This is a genomic window from Glycomyces amatae (genome assembly GCF_020991375.1).
Lineage (GTDB): Bacteria > Actinomycetota > Actinomycetes > Mycobacteriales > Micromonosporaceae > Glycomyces > Glycomyces amatae.
In genome coordinates, this window is sequence record NZ_JAJLQZ010000001.1 from 459,469 (window position 1) to 477,836 (window position 18,368).

The window sequence follows — 18,368 nt, forward strand, 5'->3', positions numbered from 1 at the left end:
ATGCTTTGGAAGGACGTGCGATGACGCAAGTCGGACAACGAAAACGGTCGCGACTCGTGGCGCTGGCCGCCGCGCTCGCCACCGGACTCGGGGCGGCCGCGCTGCCGCCCCAGGCCGCTGGGGCGGCCGAATACGACGACCTGATCACCGACCACCTCGTGGCGGTCAACGAGACCGTGAGCGACGCCGGGTTCGTCCACCCCGGCGTCGGCCTGACCGCCGAGGACCTGCGGAGCGCCCAGGAGATGGTCCGCACCGGCCAGGAGCCCTGGGCCTCCTACTTCGCCGCCATGGCCGACACCGCCTTCGCCTCCACCGCGTACCGGGCGTCGAACTCGAAGTCCGCCGCCGAACCCGACGTGCCCCTCGACCCCACGTTCACCCAGGCGGGGATGCGGAACCGCGAGACCAACGACTCCTTCGGCGCCCTCACCCAGTCCCTCATGTGGGTCACCACCGGCGACGAGGTTTACCGGCGCAACGCGATCCAGGCGATCCGCACCTGGTCCAACATGGACCCCGAGCGGTACGCGTACTTCCCCGACGCGCACATCCACACCGGGCACCCGCTGTACCAGTTCCTCATGGCCGCCGAGATCATCCGCGCCACCGAACCGGTCGACGACGACAGCCCCGGCGAGCACGGCGGCTACGACGTCGCCTGGTCCGCCGAGGACGACCGGAAGCTCCTCGCGAACTTCGCCGACCCCGTCGTGGAGACCTTCCTGTTCTCCAACGAGCGCTGGATGAACCAGCACAACTTCGGGCTGTTCGGCCGCATCGCGACCGCGATCTACGCCGACGACGCCGAAGGCTACGCCACCGGCGTCGAGTGGTTCACCGTCAACTCGGGCGACACCGCCTACGACAACGGCGCGATGGCCCCGCAGATGCCGCTCATCGACGCCGACGACCCCGCGAACCCGTACGGGCGCGACTTCGTGCAGGTCCGCGAGATGGGCCGCGACCAGGCGCACGGCGAGTGCAACATCGACAACTTCACCGGCCTCGCGAGGATGCTCGAAGTCCAGGGGACCAAGGTCGACCCGACCGCCGGGACCGTCTCCACCGGCACTGATGCCGTGTCCGCCTACGACTTCCTCGACCAGCGGCTCCTCGACGGCGCGAACGCCTTCTGGGGCTTCATGATGGGCGCGCCCACCCCGTGGATCGACGAGGAGGGGCAGGGCAACACCATCGCCCAGGCCTACCGCGGGCGGATCTTCAACCCCGTCAACGAGCTGTACTACGAGTACGCGCTCGAGCGGGGCGTCGACGTCGCGGCCGAGGCGCCGCACGTCGCCGAGCTCGCCTCGCGCATGGACGGCCCCTACTACTGGTACGGGACCGGCGTCGCGAACTTCTGGGCCCCGGGGGACAAGAACCCCGAGTACTGGGTCGCGTTCCCGGCCGAACTGGCCGGCACCGCACCCGAACCGCTGCCCGACACCGCCGCGCTGAGCTTCGCGGACGCGAGCCTCCCACTCGACGATCGCACCGCGATCACCGAGGAGGACGGCGAGACCTTCGCCCGCGCGAACGTGACCGAGGAGGGCACCACCAGCGTCGTCAGCCGCATGATGTACGGCTCGAACGCGCAGATCGGCCTCCGGTTCCGCAGCGACGGCCCCGCCGGCCTCGAAGTCCTCTACAAGGAGGAGGCCACCGGCGTCAACCCCGACGAGGCCGAGACCAGGACCCTTGCAGCACTCGAGATCCCGGACACCGGCGGCGAATGGCGATACCTCGCCTACCCGGCGGGCGGCCAGAACGTCAACTTCTACCGACTCACCGGCGAGGACGGCACCACCGTCGACCTCGACAGCGTGATCCTCTCGGGCGCCACGGACCTCAGCGTCCCCCGGTTCAACTCCACTGAGGACCATTACTACCTGACCAAAGGCCTCGGCGCCTCGATCGACCTGTCGGCCAAGGACACCGACGGCACCGTGACCTACAGGGTCGACGGCCTGCCCGAACGCGCGTCCTTCGACACCGCGACCGGCGGGCTCGCCTGGACGCCGAACGGCAGGGACAAGGGCCGCCACGACGTCCAGATCGTCGCCGACGACGGCACCGCGGTCACCGCTCGCACCGTTCAACTCGTGGTGTCCCCCAACCCGAACCGCACCGTCGAGACGGTCGTCCGGGACGGCGTCGACCGCCGAGCCGACTACACCGCCGCCACCCGCGACCCGTACGAGGAGGCACTGGAGGAGGCGAGGGACGCCGCGCGCCACGGCTCCGACGAGGAGTTCGCGGCTGCGCTGGACGCACTCATCGCCGCGATCGACGCCCTCGAACTCCTCGACCCCGAACTGCCGGACGAGTCGTTCGACTACACGAACGCCGTGGCCCCCTTCGGGATCACCGACAACGCCGTAGTCGCCCTCGCGGACGGCGACAACACCTCCCACACCGGCGACCTGCGCACCGGCTCGTTCACGCTCGACTTCGGCACCCGGTACCGGATCACGGCCGACGCCTTCGGGTTCCAGGCCCGGTCCCTGTTCGCGAACCGCTCCGAGGGCACGAACGTGTACGGCTCGAACGACGGCATCGCCTGGGACCTGCTGACCGAGCGGGCCACCGCGAACGACCCCGACATGGAGACGATCGAGGTGCTCGCCGAGCACGACGACGACGCGTACCGGTACCTGAAGGTCCAGCTCGACGAGCCGGGCGTCCCCACCGACCCCGCCTACCCGGGCATCTGGTCGATCGGCGAGTTCCGGATCTTCGGCGAGCGCAGCGAAGCCCCCGGCGACATCGACTCCGTGTCCGTGTCCTCCCCGGACGCCCTCGCGGGCCGGGTCACCGCGGGCGACACCGTGACCGTCGACTTCTCCAGCGCCGCACCGATAGGCGACGTGGCCGTCTCGATCGGCGACCAGGCCCTCGAGGCGACCAGCGAGGACGGCCTGGCCTGGACGGCCACCGCCGAACTCGGCGAGCTCACCGGTTCCGGCCCGCTCGACGTGCGGATCGACCACACCACCGAGGACGGCGACCAGGCGACGGTCCACGGCTCGACCGACGGCACCGTCCTGTACGGCTCGGACGAGCGCGACCTGATCGACCTCGCCGATGTCCGAGTGGTCGCCTCGGACGGCTCGCCCGACGCGTCGAAGGCCGCCCACGCGGCGAAGCTGCTCGACGCGGACCCCGCGACGTTCAGCGACGTGCCCGCCGTCGACGGCGAGTTCCACCTGATCTGGGACTTCGGCGAAGGCGCCGAGGCCACCGTGGACCGGGCGGACTTCCTGGCGCGCCAGGACAACAACGGTCTGGTCCGCATGGACGGCCTGGTCCTCGAAGGCTCGAACGACCTGTCGACCTGGACCGCGCTGACCGCCCCGACGGTCAAGACCCTCGCCTGGCAGGAGCTCCCGTCGCACGACGAGGGAAGCTACCGCTACGTGCGCGTCGCGAACGGCGCGCTGATCGACATAGCGGAACTCCGCCTCTTCGGCGCGGTCGCAGGACTGTAGCGATCGATGGCGCAGGGCCCCAGGAGCATCCGCTCCCGGGGCCCTGCGCCATCGATCGCATCGGTGCGCGGAGTGCATCCGTCCCAGCAGGAACGGGTGAACGCCGCCCATGCGCTCAGCCCCGCAGCCGGCCTCGGGTTCGACGGCGCCGTTCCCCGAACGACCGACCCGGCCCCGTCACGGCGCTACCCTGACCGGATGGACGCTCCGCGACTCGTACTGACCTCGATCACCGTGACCGCGCCCGACCCGCGGGCCCTCGCCGACTTCTACGCGCGGCTCCTCGGCTTTCCCGTCACCGTCAGCGAAGGCCCGAAACCGGGTGAGCCCCCGGAGGCGGGCTGGGCGCAGGTCCGCACCGGCGAGGGCCCGACCCTCGGCTTCGAGTACGAGCGCCACTGGCGCGCCCCGGTCTGGCCCGCCGAACCCGGCGCCCCGCACGCCACCCAGCACCTCGACATCCACGTCGACGACCTCGACGCCGCCGTCGAACACGCGCTTGCTCAAGGCGCGCGGCTCGCCGACCACCAGCCGCAGGAGGACGTGCGGGTCCTCTTCGACCCGGTCGGCCACCCCTTCTGCCTGTTCCTCTGAGGCGGCGCGGGAAGGCCGCGAGCCGGCGGCCGCGTCGGCGCGCGCAAACGGCGCCCGCGCCCGCCCCGGCGGGCTAGCATCGGCGCGTGCAGGCGCGAATCCACTGGGGCCGGTCCGGCCGGACCGCCTCCGGCCCCCCGGGACCGGCATGACCGCGCGCTCGCTCCTCGCGCTGGCCGCGCTGCTGCTCGCGGTCCTCGCCTACGGCATCGCCGGCGGCGTCGGCACCGGTGCGCCCCCCGGGTACGAGGCCGCCGACTGCTTCCACGTCGACGCGGACGGCGCGGTCCGCGACTGCGCCGACGCCGCGGGCCCCGCGGCCCCGACCGCCGCCGTCCAGGCCGCGGACTGGACCTGGTGGGGCGCCGCCGCGCCCCCGCTCGCACTCGCCGCCGCGGCCTTCCTTCTCTGGCGGCACCTGCGGCGCCGCCTCCCCAGGAGGCGAAAGGCCTAGGGGCCGTGCCCCACCGCATCGCCGACTTCGCCGAGATCGCGAACCCCGGTTGCCGGTACCGGCCCTCGCCCCGCTCCGAAGCGACCGGCTCGACCGCCGAGAACGCGAAGCGTGCAGTGGTCATGCTCCGGAGCCCGCGGCGTCGGGGCCGCCGAACGGGCTTCCCGCTGCGGCATCCTCCGTCGATTGCTTTTCCGTGACCTCCATCGCGGCCGCGCCGAACACCCCCGCCGAATGTCGGACCCCGCGGGCATCCTTGAAAACCGGGGGCCCACCCCAGCGCCCCCTGTCCCGCTTCGCCGTGCCCTCCGCGGCCATCCGCCGCGCCCGGTCCCCGCAGACCAATCGGCCGAGCCGGAGCCGGTCCAGAGCCGGGCTGGAGCCGATCCGGGCCGAGCCGGTGCTGAGCAGCGTCCGGGGCGGCGAGACCCGCGGCTCCCCGCGTCGGACCGGTCACCGCGGGTTCCGTTGGCGCGCAGAACGTGCCATGATGGGCTCTATGTCCCGCCGCCCCAAGGACCTCAGTCCCGCCGAGCTCCGCTTCGTGCCGCAGAAGCCGGTGCGCTGGCTCTCGCCGCGCACCCTCATCGACACGAGCATGCGCTTCGGGCTCGCCCGGCTCTTCGGCGGCTACGTCGACAAGCGCGAGATCATCGGCGGCCGCCCCCAGCCGGTCTACGACCACTCCGGTGCCGAGGAGCTGTGGCTCGACTACGTCGCCGACGTCGGCGACGGCTTCAACGCCACCTACTCCATCGCCTACCTCATGGCCCAGGACCACGTCGAGGCCGGCGGCGAGCGCCTCCCGCGCGGCTCGGTCCTCATCATGGGCGGCGACCAGGTCTACCCCGCGGGCGACTGGCTCGAGTACGAGCGGCGCCTCAAGGGCCCCTACGAGGCAGCCAACCCCGGCCACCCGATCCCCCTCTACGCCATCCCCGGCAACCACGACTGGTTCGACGGCCTCACCGCCTTCACCCGCCAGTTCACCGAGGGCCGCACCATCGGCGGCTACCGCACCTTCCAGAAGCGCTCCTACTTCGCGCTCTCCCTCCCGCACCGCTGGTGGCTGTTCGCTCTCGACGCCCAGTTCGACACCCACCTCGACCAGGGCCAGCTCGAGTACTTCCGCAACGCCGCCAAGGACATGCGCCCCGGCGACCAGGTGATCCTCTGCGTCGCGCAGCCCTCCTGGCTGTGGACCGAGGACGAGCCGCGCTCGTTCGGCCGCATCGACCACTTCATCCGCGACATCGTGGCCGCCCGCGGCGGCCGCGTCCCGCTCATCCTCACCGGCGACCGGCACCACTACTCCCACTACGCCGAGGTGGACGGCGTGCGCCACCTCGTCGGCGCGGGCGGCGGTGGCGCCTACCTCTCGCCCACCCACGACCTCCCCGAGCAGGTGACGGCCCCGGGCCGCTCCATCCACGAACCCGACGCGCCCGAGCGCGAGTACCGCCTGACGCAGACCTACCCCTCGAAGGCGAAGTCGCTGTCCTACGCGATCGGGATCTTCGGGCGCCTGCCGTGGCTCAACAAGGGCTTCGTGGCCCTCATGAGCGTCGTCGCCCTCATTGCCACCGTGTCCATACTGGAGGGAACAGGCCCGTTCGTGGCGGTCGCGGCGCTGCTCCTGGGCGCGGGCGTCGCGTTCGCCCACCCCGGCCAGGGCCGGCGCGCCACCCGCCACTACGTGCTCGGCGTCCTCCACGGCGCCGCCCAGATCGGCCTCGCATGGGGCGGCGCGCAGCTCATCAAGACCATGGACGACGTGAGCTTCTGGACCTACCTCGCCTACCTGCCGGTGGCCGGCCTCGTCGGCACCTGGCTCGTCGGCCTCTACCTCGTGGTCGCGAACCGCCTGGGCGTCAACGCGAACGAGCTCTTCGCGGGCATGTCGGTGATCGACCAGAAGTGCTTCCTGCGCATCCGCGTCGACAAGGACGGCGCCACCGTCTACCCGATCGGCCTCGACCGGGCCGGCCGCCGCTGGGCCGCCGACCCCGACGGCGGCGAGGGGGCCTCGTGGATCAGACCGGTCGACCCGCTCGAGCCGCGCCTCATCGAGCCCGGCTTCCCCGCCTGCCACCCGGGCCCGGCCAGCGCCTCCCTGCCGCGCCAGAACCCCGTGCGGCGCCTGATGTCCCAGGCGAGCACCTGGTTCACCGGCCGCTTACCGCGGCCGGGGCTCCGACGGGGTCTCCATGACCGCGCCCGGCCCGTGCCCGCCCCGCCCCATGAGCCGGTGCAGGGCCGGGCTGAACAGCGCCAGGACCACGGCCGTGAGGATCGCGATCCCCGCGAGGATGAAGAAGAACGCCTGCTCGCCGACCCGCGGCACCAGGAACGCGAACGCCTGCCCGCCCAGCGGCGTCCCCACCGCCGGGCCCAGGAACCACACGCCCATCAACTGTCCCTTCAGTGACGAGGGCGCCAGCTGCGTCGTCACCGACAGGCCCACCGGCGAGACGCACAGCTCGCCCCACGTCAGCAGCAGGTACACCCCGACCATCCAGCCGAGCGCCACCAGCGCCCCGCCGTCGGCGCGCCCCTGCAACCAGCCCAGGAGCACCCACGACAGGCCGGTCAGGCCCACGCCGAGCGCGAACTTGTACGCCGTCCCGAACCCCGTCCCGGTCTTGAGCCAGATCGCGCCGAAGATCGGCGAGAACACCAGGATGAAGACCGAGTTGAAGTTCTGGACGCCGCCCGCGGGCAGGTGGAAGCCCCACGAGTCCAGGTCCACCGAGTTCGACGCGAACGCCGTCAGGATCGACCCCATCTGGAGGTACAGCATCCAGAACACGACCGAGGCGATGAACAGCCCCACGTACGCGCGCAGGCCCGCCTTCTCGGCGTCCGTGACGTCCTTGGCCTCCCCGAAGATGTAGACGAAGTACCAGACGGCGGCCGCGATCGACAGGACCGTCACCACCGTGGGCACCGTCGAGAGCGTGAGCGTCCCGGTGGCCGCCCATACCGCGATCGCCGCCGCCGCGAGCACCAGCGCGACCACGACGATCCTGACGACCTTGCCGCGCTCGGCGTCCGTGAGCGGGCGCGAGGGCCCGACGCCGGTGTTCGTCAGCCGCGACCAGCCGCGCACGTACCACAGCAGGCCCAGCGCCATGCCCACCGCGGCGGCGCCGAAGCCCAGGTGCCAGCGGTCCTCCCCGGCCAGGTACGGGGTGACGAGGATGCCGAGGAACCCGCCGAGGTTGATGCCCATGTAGAACACGGAGAACCCGGAGTCGCGGCGCGCGTCCGAGTCGCCCTCGTAGAGCCGCCCGACCATCACGGAGATGTTCGGCTTCAGCAGGCCCGAGCCGAGCACGACCAGGAACAGGCCGAAGAAGACCAGGCCCGCGCCGCTGACCGGGATCGCCATCGAGATGTGGCCGCACATGATGATCACGCCGCCGACCAGGACCGCGCGCCGGGCGCCGAGGACCCGGTCGGCCAGCCATCCGCCCGGCAGCGACGTCAGGTACACCGCGCCGGAGTAGAGCGACGCGATCGGGACGGCGACCGTGTCGTCGAGCCCCAGGCCGTTCTGCAGGACGCCCGCGGTCAGGAAGACCAGCAGGATGCCTTGCAGGCCATAAAAGCTGAACCGCTCCCACATCTCGGTGCCGAAGAGGACGGCGAGGCCGCGGGGGTGCCCGAAGAAGGTCGGCTCGCGGCCGACGGGGTACTCGCGGTGGGACATCGGCGCTCCCGGTGGTGCGTGCGGGCCGGCGCGGCGCGCGCCGGTACCTGCCGACGCTAACGCCTCCGGCGCGCCCTGGGACGCGAACGGCGCAACGCGTCGTCCCCGAAAGGATGCGCCGAAGCCGTTTGTCTGATATGCACGTTTGATTGGTCTACGATCCCGACCATGAGCGACGATCCGTACTGGAACACCGGCCCGCCCGGCGGGTCCCCCGGCTGGTCCGGCGAGCCCTCCGGGCGCTTCTCGGGCGGCGACCCCCTCGTGACCGACACCTTCGAGACCTGGTGGCACGCCTCGCTGGACGTCGTCCAGCGCTCCTGGCGCACCGTCGGCCTCATCCTCCTCGTCGGCGTCGTCCTGCCCCGCTGGGTCGTGGGCGCCTTCAACGGCAACGTGCGCGCCCCCCAGGCCGACGTGACCGTCACCGACTGGGGCGCATGGGTCCGCGAGTACTCCCCGGGCCTTGCCGTCGGCCTCGTCGGCGCCGTCCTGAGCCTCGCGGCCCTCTACGTCGCCGGCTCGGCCGCGCTCGCCGCCGTCCGCACCGCCGCCGCCGAGGCCGCCGGCGGCTTCCTCAGCCTCGGCGAGGCGTTCTCCTTCGGGTTCCGGCGCGGCGGGACGTTCTTCCTGTGGCTCCTGCTCGCCTGGGTCACCATCGGCGCCGGCCTGGTCCTGTGCGTCCTGCCCGGCCTGTGGGCGGTCTTCGCGCTCAGCCTCATGGCCCCCGCCGCGGTCTTCGAGGCCCGCCGCAGCCCCTACGCCCGCTCGATCCGGCTGACGCACGCCGCGTTCGGGCCCGCGCTGGGCCGCATCGTCATCGTGGTCCTCGTCGCGCTCGCCGCGAACCTCGTCATCGGCCTCGTCGGGCTGCTGCTCGCCGGGATCTGGCACGGGATCTTCGCGCCCTGGCTCGCCACCGTCCTCACCGTGCTCACCGAGGCGGTCATGGCGCTGCTGCTGCTCGCGCCCATGATCTGGGTCCTCGCCGCCTCGCTGTGCACCTACGCGTGGCTGCGGGGCCGCGCCGAGCCGGTCTCGGCGACCTCCCTCTCCGCAGAGGCCTCCGGCGCCGCGCCGGAGCGCGCCCCGCAGGGACCGGTGCCCGGCGGCTACACCGGCCCCGGTGAGCCCGGCCACCCCGGCAGCGCGCCGCCCCGCCCGTAGCGCCGCGGACCGGCGGGGGCCGGGGCGGACGCCCCGGCCCCCGCGCGTGCCACCACCGGTTTCGTGCCCCGGATTGGCACTCTCCAGGCGAGAGTGCTATACCTGATTCTGGCACTCGCCACTGGGGAGTGCTAACTATGCAACCAGCGCGATGAGGTGGTCGGGTCTGCGGGCCCACCGTCGCGGGAAGCCGCCTCACCGTCGACCACGAACGTTATCCGAAAGGAAGCCATCCACATGGCGAAGATGATCGCATTCGACGAGGAGGCTCGCCGCGGGCTCGAGCGAGGCATGAACACCCTCGCCGAAGCCGTCAAGGTGACCCTCGGCCCCAAGGGCCGCAACGTGGTGCTCGACAAGAAGTGGGGCGCCCCCACCATCACCAACGACGGCGTCTCCGTCGCCAAGGAGATCGAGCTCGAGGACCCGTACGAGCGCATCGGCGCCGAGCTGGTCAAGGAGGTCGCCAAGAAGACCGACGACGTCGCCGGTGACGGCACCACCACCGCGACCGTGCTCGCCCAGGCCCTGGTCAAGGAAGGCCTGCGCGCCGTCGCCGCCGGCGCCAACCCGATCGCCATCAAGAAGGGCATCGAGAAGGCCGTCGCCGCCGTCGTCGAGCAGCTCCAGGACTCGGCCACCGAGGTCGACACCGAGGAGCAGATCGCCAACACCGCCTCCATCTCCGCCGGTGACGCCACGGTCGGCGCCATCATCGCCGAGGCCATGGAGAAGGTCGGCAAGGAAGGCGTCATCACCGTCGAGGAGTCGAACACCTTCGGCCTCGACCTCGAGCTCACCGAGGGCATGCGCTTCGACAAGGGCTACCTGTCCGGTTACTTCGTGACCGACCAGGACCGCATGGAGGCCGTGCTCGAGGAGCCGTACATCCTCGTCGCCAACCAGAAGATCTCCGCGGTCAAGGACCTCCTGCCGACCCTGGAGAAGGTCACCCAGACCGGCAAGCCGCTCCTGATCATCGCCGAGGACGTGGACGGCGAGGCCCTCCCGACCCTGGTGGTCAACAAGATCCGCGGCATCTTCAAGTCGGCCGCCGTCAAGGCCCCCGGCTTCGGCGACCGCCGCAAGGCCATGCTCGGCGACATCGCGATCCTCACCGGCGGCCAGGTCATCTCCGAGGAGATCGGCCTCAAGCTCGAGAACACCGACCTGTCCCTGCTGGGCCAGGCCCGCAAGGTCGTCATCACCAAGGACGACACCATCATCGTCGACGGCGGCGGCGAGGAAGAGGCGATCCAGGGCCGGATCAACCAGATCCGCGCCGAGATCGAGAACTCCGACTCCGACTACGACCGCGAGAAGCTCCAGGAGCGCCTGGCGCGCCTGGCCGGCGGCGTCGCCGTCATCAAGGTCGGCGCGGCCACCGAGGTCGAGCTCAAGGAGCGCAAGCACCGCGTCGAGGACGCCGTGCGCAACGCCAAGGCCGCGGTCGAAGAGGGCATCCTCCCCGGCGGCGGCACCGCGCTGGCCCAGGCCGGCGCGACCGCGTTCGACAAGATCGAGGCCGAGGGCGACGAGGCCACCGGTGTGGAGATCGTGCAGCGCTCGCTGGGCGCCCCGCTCCGCGCCATCGCCGAGAACGCCGGCCTCGAGGGCGGCGTCGTGGTCGAGAAGGTCCGCAACCTGCCCAAGGGCCAGGGCCTGAACGCCGCGACCGGCGAGTACGTCGACATGCTGGCCGCGGGCATCCCCGACCCGGCCAAGGTCACCCGCTCGGCGCTCCAGAACGCCGCGTCGATCGCCGCGCTGTTCCTGACCACCGAGGCCGTCGTCGCCGACGCCCCGGAGAAGGAAGGCGCCGCTCCCGCCGGCGGCGGCATGGGCGACATGGGCGGCATGATGTAAGCAGTCCTTCGGGACCGCGAACTCTGGCCGCACAGAGTACTGCGAGGGAGGACCGCTCACGGTAGAGTGAGTGGTTCTCCCTTTCTCTGTACTGGCCTCCAGTGCAGACGGCGTAGTCCGCTGCGCTAGCGCGGCATACCGCTCCTTCCAGGGGCGGTATGCCGCGTCGCACCGCCGTCCGGCCCTCTCCCGGCCGAACGGCAGGCCGCGTCCCCGACCGCCCCCCGGCACCCTTTCGGGTGACGGGTCCGGCGCCGGGCCCGGTTTTTGTCGGACCCGCGGGCAATGATGGGCACTGCCTTCACCCCTCTCGGGAGGGTGGGGGCTGGGGACGGCCGGTGGCTCCACCGGCACCGTCCCCGAGACCGCCGCGCACCACCCCCTGCCGCGAACCACCATGGGCCCCAGCCGCTTCCGAGGCCCTTCACATGCGGTGCCGTGCGGGCTACCCTGATCCGGTGCCCCCACACGCCCCGCCGCCCGGCGCCGAACGGCCGCGACGCGCCCTCCGCCCGCGCCCCGAACGCCGCCTCCCCGTCCTCGCCTTCATGACCGCCGTCCTGGCCGCCCTCGTCGCCTCCTGCTACCTCGGCGGCCTCGCCGTCGAACCGCGCCTCGCCGAGACCCTCCCGCCCGCCGCCGCCGACGCCGAGCCGCCCCCCTACCGCGAGACCGGCCCCGCCCTCCTCGTCTGCCCCGCCGACGCCGACGCCTTCACCGAACGCAACGAGAACGTCGACTACCTCCAGCGCCTCGAGAACGAGCGCCTCTACGAGGACTGCGCCGACACCGGCCACCACGACCTCCCCGCCGCCCTCGACGCCGCCGAGCCCGGCGACCGCGTCCTCCTCCTCCCCGGCCACTACGCCCTCGACCGCACCGCCGTCATCGGCCCCGACCTCACCGGCCTCCAGGTCGAGGGCCTCGGCGACGGCCCCGAGGACGTCACCCTCTCCGGCCGCTTCGCCCTCGACACCGTCATGGAGGCCGCCGGAGCGGACGTGCACCTCAGCGGCTTCACCGTGGCCCAGGCCCGCGGCACCGGGCTGCGCGTGACCGCCGACGGCGCCGCCGTCGACCGCGTCGCGGCCCACCAGATCGGCGGCCTCGGCATCCACGTCGCCGACGCCGCCGGCGTGCTCCTCACCGGCTGCCGCGCCGACGCCGTCGACACCGCCGGCATCGCCGTGCACCGCTCCGAGGCCGACGTCCAGGGCTGCGAGGTCACCGGCAGCACCGCGGGGATAGCCGTCTCCGGCCCCGGCACCGCCGCCGACATCACCGGCAACCGCCTCCACGGCAACGCCACCGGCCTCGCGATCCACGACACCGGCAACCGCTCCGACATCACCGCCGCCGAGAACCTCGTCTACGACAACAACCGCCGCGACCTGGACGCCGACGCCGCCGCCTGCCGGGCCGACCCCGCTCAGCGCGACTGGGACGGCGGCCCCCGCTGCCCCGACCCGGCCTACCCCGGCGGGATCGGCCTCCTCCTCGCCGACGCCGACGGCGTCGAGGCCACCGCCAACCGGATCTGGAACCAGCGGACCGCCGCCGTGGCCGCCTGGGGCACGCCCGGCCCCGACGGCGCGGGCAACCGCAACACCGTCGCCGGCAACGAGTTCGGCGTCCGCGAGGACGGCCAGCGCCAGCGCAACCGGCTCGACGTGTGGTGGGACGGCAACGGCGCGGGCAACTGCTTCGACGAACCCGGCGCCCACCGCACCGCGCCCTCGGTCGTCCCCTCCTGCGACGTGCCCGCCACGCGCGCCCTCGGCGACCCCCTCCGCACCCTCAAGGCCTGGCACTGCGGCATCGCCGACGCCGGGGCCGTCCCCGACGGCTGCGACTGGTTCGGCGCCCGCTTCACCGAGCGCCTCGAGTTCCGCGCCGCCGTCGCCTTCGCCGTCGCGCTCCTGTTCCTCGCGGGCGCCGGGTGGCTCGGCGCCGCCCGCGCCCCCGACCCGCCCCGCGCGGGCCAGATGACGTTCTCCGCCTTGGCCACCGGCGCCGGGGCGCTCCTGTCGGTCCTCGCCGCCTGGTCCGGCCGCGCGGACTACGAGGCCCTCGCCGTCGGCCTGTGGGGCCTCGGCTGGATCCTCGCCGGGCGGTCCTGGCGCCGCTGCGGCATCCGCGTCTTCGGGACCTTCACCGTCCTCATCGGGCTGCTCGCCCTCCTCGACGCGATCGACCGCGGCGTCAGGACCCTCGTCCTCGCGCCCGTCGCCCCCGCCTGGCTCTGGCTGGCATTGCTTCCCCTGTGGACGCTGTTCGCGCTCGCCGCCGCGTTCGGCCCCCGCCGGCGCGAGCCGGAACCGGTCCGCGTCGAGCGCACACCGGTCACCGCCCCGTCGCACGACCGCTTCGACTGGTGACGCACGGTCGCGTACTGTTGCGTCATGACTTGGACCTGGAAGCTCGAAGACGCCGACGGCAACGCCCTCGAAACCCCCGACAGCGACCTGGGCAGCCAGGGCGACGCCGAGTCGTGGCTGGGCGAGCGCTGGCGCGACTTCGCCGACCAGGGCGCCGCCGCCGCCATCCTCGTCGAGGACGGCCGCACCGTCTACCGCATGGAGCTCTCCCCGGCCGAGGAGTCCTGAGCGCCGGTAAGTAAGGCCTGGATCACGACCGTCGCCGCCCGCCGCCGGACCGTAATAGGCTGGGCGGCGTGACCGACCCAGGTTCCCTCACGCTGACGGCGACCCGCGCCCGCGCCGGACTCGACGCCCGGCGCGGCATCGTCCGCCTCCACGCCGAAGCCCTCACCGCCCTCGACCTGCGCCCGGGCGACCCCGTGGCGATCACCGGGCGCCGGACCACCACCGCGATCGCGCTGGCCGCGGACCGCTACGCCTCCCGCCGCGCCCTCTATGCCGACGACCTGACGCTCGGCAACATCGGCGCCCGGGACGGCGACCCCGTGCGCCTGGGCCCGGCCGACCTGGCCGCCGCCGACCGCGTGGTCCTGTCCGGCCCGGCCTCGGCGGTCGCCGTCGTCGATCCCGACACGCTGCGCCTGGCCCTGCTGTCCAAGGTCGTCGGCGAGGGCGACGACGTGTCGCTGCTGCCCATCGAGCTGGGGGACGCCCAGCGCGAGATCGTCGCGGCCACCCGCCGCACCCTCAACAACACCCTCGGCATGGGCTGGACCACCATGGTGCTCAACGTGGTCGAGTCCGCCCCCGCCCGCGGGGCGATGATCACCGCCGACACGCGCGTGGAGTGGGAGCAGGAGGTCCGCGCCGCGGTCGGCCCCGGCGATCTCCCGGCGGCCCCCGCCGAGCGGATGCCCCCGTCCTACGGCGGCGCGGCCGCCGCGGCCCGCCCCCGCGCCGAGTCCCGCGAACCGCTCGCCCCGGCCCGGGCGCCCGAGGCCGTCCCCGGTATCGCCCCCATCCCCTACGAGGAGCTCGCCGGCGCCCGCATCCCCGCCGAGGAGCTGCGGGAACTGCTCGACCTCGGGTTCAACCACCGCGAGGTCCTGAAAGTGGTCGGCACCGACATGGCCCTCGGCGTCCTGGTCTCGGGCCCCTCGGGCGCGGGCAAGGCCACGATCGTCCGCTCGGTGGCCGCCGCGGTCGGCGCCGCCGTCAGCGAGGTCTCCGGCTCCGACCTGGCCGCGCTCGAGGCGAATGCGGCCGCCGACCGGCTCCGCGCCGCCGTCGCGGCCCTCGCCGTCCCCGGCGTGCTCCTCGTCCGCGGCGTCGAGCACCTCGCGCCCGCCGGGAAGCGCACGCCCCTGGGCACCGTGTTCTCCCGGATGGTTGAAGAAGTACTGGGCGACGAAGGGCTGGGCGAGGCCGGTAAGCACGCGGTCGTGTGCACGGCCGCCCGCGTCGAGGACGTCGACGCCGGGCTGCGCTCGCGCCTGGAGCACGAGGTGGTCGTCCCCATGCCCGACGCCGACGCCCGCCGCGACCTCCTCGTCTACTTCACGCGCGGCATGAAGGTGGCCGAGGACGTGAAGCTCGAGTCGGTGGCCCACCGCGCCCCCGGCTACGTCGCCTCCGACCTGGCCGTCATGGTCCGCGAGGCCGGGGTGCGGGCCGCCATGCGCGCCAAGGGCGGCGGCGCCACCGCCCTTCAGCGCGACGACTTCGACGGCGCCCTCGAGTCGGTGCGGCCCACCAGCATGGCGGGCGACTCGGTCGAGCTCGGCGGGCTCACCCTCGACGACGTCGGCGGCATGGAGGACCTCAAGCAGACCCTCACCGAGACCGTGCTGTGGCCGCTGACCTACCCGGACGCGTTCACGCGCCTGGGCATCGAGGCGCCGCGCGGCATCCTCCTGTACGGCCCGCCCGGGTGCGGCAAGACCTACATCGTGCGCGCCGTCGCCGGCGAGGGCCACGCGAACGTCTTGAGCGTCAAGGGCTCCGAACTGCTGAACAAGTGGGTCGGCGAGTCGGAGAAGAACGTCCGGGAGCTGTTCCGCCGGGCCCGCCAGGCCAGCCCGACGCTCATGTTCTTCGACGAGCTCGACGCGCTCGCCCCGGTCCGCGGGGGCGGCACGGACGGCGGCACCGCCGACCGGGTGGTCGCCGCGCTGCTGACCGAGCTCGACGGCGCCGAGTCGCTGCGCGACGTCGTGGTCGTAGGGGCGACGAACCGGCCCGACATGATCGACCCGGCCCTGCTGCGCCCGGGCCGCCTGGAGCGGCTCGTCTACGTGCCGCCGCCGGACGCGCACGGGCGCGCGGACATCCTGCGCGCCAACGCGAAGAACGTGCCGTTCGCCGACGACGTCGACCTCGACGCGGTCGCCGACGAGCTGTGGCTGTACTCGGCGGCCGACTGCGCCGCCCTGGTGCGCGAGGCCGCGCTGACGGCGATGCGCGAGTCCCTCGACGCGAGCGTCGTCACCGCCTCCCATGTGGGCCAGGCGATGGAGCGCGTCCGCCCCAGCCTGGACCCCGAGCAGCTGGAGTACCTCGAGAACTACGCCCGCAACCGGGAGGGGTGACCGCCCCGGTCCCGCGTGCGAGGCGGGCCCCGTCCGGGAGCCGGGTCGTTACCCTGGACGGATGCCCGACTCCTCGACCTCCCCTGAGCCCGGCCGGGGCTGGCCGCCTCAGCTGACCGCCTGGGAGCGCGCCACCAACCTGCCGCTGCTCGCCCTCGCGGCCCTCTTCCTCATCGCCTACGCGGTCCCGATCCTCTACCCCGGTCTGCCCGGCTGGGTCGGGGCGGCCGCCAACGCCGTCTACGCCCTGGTGTACGGGGTGTACGCGGTGGACTTCGGTGTCCGGCTCGTGAAGGCGGGCCGCGGGAACCGGATCCGGTTCCTCTGCACGCACCCGGTCGACCTCGTCATGGTGGCGCTCCCGATGCTGCGACCGCTGCGCATCCTGCGGATCATCCTCCTGCTGTCCGAGGTCTTCCGCCGCCACGCGGAGGTCACCAAACGCCTCCGGGCCGCGTTCTACGTCGTCACCGTGACCTTCCTGATCCTGCTGATGTCGAGCCTGGCGATCCTGGACGCCGAGCGGTACGCGCGCGACTCGCAGGTGACCGACTTCGGCGACGCCCTGTGGTGGTCGGTCGTGACCGCCTCCACGGTGGGCTACGGGGACGCGGTCCCGCAGACCGCCGAGGGGAAGGCGATCGCGGCGTTCCTGATGTTCGCGGCGATCGGCCTGGTCGGCCTGGTGAGCGGTTCGCTCGCCTCGTGGTTCGTCGACCGCGTCTCGGCGGCCGCCGAGACCACCGACCGCGCCGAGGCCGTCGAGCTGAGCATGCGCATGGAGCGGCTGGAGCGGCAGGTCGCCGAGATCCACGCGGCCCTCGTCCCGGGCGGGCCGCCCGTCCGCGAATCGCGGGGAGTGCCGGGCCCGCGCGCCGAGCCCGAGCGTTGACCGGCTCTCGCGGCTCGGCCGCCTCCGGTCAGGCGATCGTCTTCTGGAAGACGCGCTCCTGACCGGCGAGGCGGTAGCCGACCGCCTCGTTGATGCTGATCATGTACTCGTTCGAGACGGCGTTGCCGGTCCACACGTACCGCATCTTCGGCCGCCATTCGCGCACGCGCCGCTGGTTGGCGACCTTGAGGACCGTGCCGAGCCGGTGGCCGCGGAACCGGGGGTCGACGATGGTGTCGCCCTGGGAGCAGTGGCGCTCCTCGCCGGCCTCGACGACGATCTCGGTGAACCCGGCGACCTCGCCGCTCTCCTTGTGGCGCACCGCGACCTGGAGGTGCAGTTCGCCCCGCCGGCGGCGCTGGCGCGACCAGTCGAGGAGGCGGCCGCGGTCGATGTCGGCCTCCTGGAGGTCCCACTCGCCCAGCGGCATGTCGGTGTACATGCGGGAGTGCAGGTAGGCCATGCCGTCGAGGAGCTCCTCGGGCGGGGCGCCCTCGAAGGGCACGAGCTCGAAGCCCTCGGCCCGCTCCCAGGCCTCGTCCAAGAGCCGGTCGAGCGCGGACTCGTCGACCTGGTCGAGGTCGACCTTGCGGATCGCGGCGTCCAGGGAGCCCTTGTAGCCCTTGGAGACCAGGAACGACCCGCCGTCGCCGCGCACCAGCGGCGAGGACTCGTGGGGGACCGCCGTCCAGCAGTGGAGGGTGCTCCTGCCGTCCTCGGCGGCGCGCTCCTCGGCGTGGCGCAGGAGGGCCGAGCCGACGCCGCGGCGGCGCTCGGCGGGGTGCACGCCGAGCGTGAAGCCGAGCAGGTGGGTGTTGTCCTGATCGGAGAAGTTGAGGTCGAGGTGGCCGAGGACCTTCCCGTCGCACACGGCCGCCCAGTGTTCGCGGCGGGTGTCGCCGCCGCCGACGACCAGGCGCATCAGCGGCCAGACGGGGCCCCGGGGCCTGAGCCCGGCGAAGTCGTGGCCGTCGACGGCCTCCTGGAGGTCGAGCCAGGCCTCGGTGAGTGCGTGATCGGAGGGGGCCACCGGGACGATGTCGAAATGCGTCATGATCCCGAGTCTGTCGGAGCGGCCCGGCGCTGACAAGCCCGTTGCGCAAGCGAAAAACCCGCGCCGGGGCACGGGAGTGTTTGGGGGAGCGGCATTCAGGGAATACGATGAGCATGGAGCACGCTGGTCGGGAGACCGCAGTTCCTGACACCGGCTGGCGCTGCTCGAC

11 protein-coding genes and 1 pseudogene are annotated in these 18,368 nt (G+C 72.9%); 10 read left to right on the forward strand and 2 right to left on the reverse strand.

Features of this window, described 5'->3' with window-relative positions:
• Positions 1–20: 20 nt before the first annotated feature.
• The 4 genes and pseudogenes from LO763_RS02225 to LO763_RS02240 form a co-directional block, all read left to right on the forward strand.
• Complete coding sequence (locus tag LO763_RS02225) at positions 21–3,491, forward strand: putative Ig domain-containing protein (protein ID WP_230600215.1); 3,471 nt, start codon at positions 21–23, stop codon at positions 3,489–3,491.
• A gap of 198 nt (positions 3,492–3,689) precedes the next feature.
• Positions 3,690–4,085, forward strand: coding sequence for a VOC family protein (locus LO763_RS02230; RefSeq protein ID WP_230600216.1), 396 nt, complete (start codon positions 3,690–3,692; stop codon positions 4,083–4,085).
• Between the two features lie 148 nt (positions 4,086–4,233).
• Positions 4,234–4,539 carry a hypothetical protein gene (locus LO763_RS02235; RefSeq protein ID WP_230600217.1) on the forward strand — a complete coding sequence of 102 codons (306 nt, stop codon included), beginning with the start codon at positions 4,234–4,236 and terminating at the stop codon, positions 4,537–4,539.
• Positions 4,540–5,305: 766 nt separating this feature from the next.
• A pseudogene (locus LO763_RS02240) lies at positions 5,306–5,836 on the forward strand (metallophosphoesterase); the annotation flags it as partial.
• Positions 5,837–6,715: 879 nt separating this feature from the next.
• Here LO763_RS02240 and LO763_RS02245 read toward each other — a convergent pair.
• The gene (locus LO763_RS02245) at positions 6,716–8,251 is read right to left on the reverse strand and encodes a peptide MFS transporter (RefSeq protein WP_230600218.1); all 1,536 of its coding nucleotides are present in this window, start codon (positions 8,249–8,251) and stop codon (positions 6,716–6,718) included.
• Positions 8,252–8,419: 168 nt separating this feature from the next.
• Here LO763_RS02245 and LO763_RS02250 point away from each other — a divergent pair, with 168 nt between their 5' ends.
• The 6 genes from LO763_RS02250 (at position 8,420) to LO763_RS02275 (ending at position 17,145) form a co-directional block, all read left to right on the forward strand.
• A complete protein-coding gene (locus tag LO763_RS02250) occupies positions 8,420–9,418 on the forward strand; it encodes a hypothetical protein (RefSeq protein ID WP_230600219.1) in 999 nt (332 codons plus the stop codon).
• Between the two features lie 237 nt (positions 9,419–9,655).
• Positions 9,656–11,284, forward strand: coding sequence for a chaperonin GroEL (groL, locus tag LO763_RS02255; protein ID WP_230600220.1), 1,629 nt, complete (start codon positions 9,656–9,658; stop codon positions 11,282–11,284).
• Positions 11,285–11,742: 458 nt separating this feature from the next.
• On the forward strand, positions 11,743–13,662 hold the full coding sequence (locus tag LO763_RS02260) for a right-handed parallel beta-helix repeat-containing protein (protein WP_230600221.1): 1,920 nt from the start codon (positions 11,743–11,745) through the stop codon (positions 13,660–13,662).
• A 24-nt stretch (positions 13,663–13,686) separates the two neighbouring features.
• Positions 13,687–13,890: a hypothetical protein gene (locus tag LO763_RS02265; RefSeq protein WP_230600222.1), complete on the forward strand. Its 204-nt coding sequence runs from the start codon at positions 13,687–13,689 to the stop codon at positions 13,888–13,890.
• Positions 13,891–13,949: 59 nt separating this feature from the next.
• Positions 13,950–16,253, forward strand: a complete 2,304-nt coding sequence (locus LO763_RS02270) for an AAA family ATPase (RefSeq protein WP_439650259.1) — start codon at positions 13,950–13,952, stop codon at positions 16,251–16,253.
• Between the two features lie 61 nt (positions 16,254–16,314).
• A complete protein-coding gene (locus LO763_RS02275; protein ID WP_230600224.1) occupies positions 16,315–17,145 on the forward strand; it encodes a potassium channel family protein in 831 nt (276 codons plus the stop codon).
• 28 nt (positions 17,146–17,173) lie between these two features.
• On the opposite strand, the gene LO763_RS02280 is transcribed toward LO763_RS02275, so the two are convergent.
• A complete protein-coding gene (locus tag LO763_RS02280; protein ID WP_230600225.1) occupies positions 17,174–18,199 on the reverse strand; it encodes a GNAT family N-acetyltransferase in 1,026 nt (341 codons plus the stop codon).
• Positions 18,200–18,368: the final 169 nt, after the last annotated feature.

Bases quoted from the DNA above. Each gene is read 5' to 3' on its own strand.
- LO763_RS02225 (WP_230600215.1), top strand. From the start codon at position 21: ATGACGCAAGTCGGACAACGAAAACGGTCGCGACTCGTGGCGCTGGCC.
- LO763_RS02230 (WP_230600216.1), top strand. From the start codon at position 3,690: ATGGACGCTCCGCGACTCGTACTGACCTCGATCACCGTGACCGCGCCC.
- LO763_RS02235 (WP_230600217.1), top strand. From the start codon at position 4,234: ATGACCGCGCGCTCGCTCCTCGCGCTGGCCGCGCTGCTGCTCGCGGTC.
- LO763_RS02245 (WP_230600218.1), bottom strand. From the start codon at position 8,251: ATGTCCCACCGCGAGTACCCCGTCGGCCGCGAGCCGACCTTCTTCGGG.
- LO763_RS02250 (WP_230600219.1), top strand. From the start codon at position 8,420: ATGAGCGACGATCCGTACTGGAACACCGGCCCGCCCGGCGGGTCCCCC.
- groL (WP_230600220.1), top strand. From the start codon at position 9,656: ATGGCGAAGATGATCGCATTCGACGAGGAGGCTCGCCGCGGGCTCGAG.
- LO763_RS02265 (WP_230600222.1), top strand. From the start codon at position 13,687: ATGACTTGGACCTGGAAGCTCGAAGACGCCGACGGCAACGCCCTCGAA.
- LO763_RS02275 (WP_230600224.1), top strand. From the start codon at position 16,315: ATGCCCGACTCCTCGACCTCCCCTGAGCCCGGCCGGGGCTGGCCGCCT.
- LO763_RS02280 (WP_230600225.1), bottom strand. From the start codon at position 18,199: ATGACGCATTTCGACATCGTCCCGGTGGCCCCCTCCGATCACGCACTC.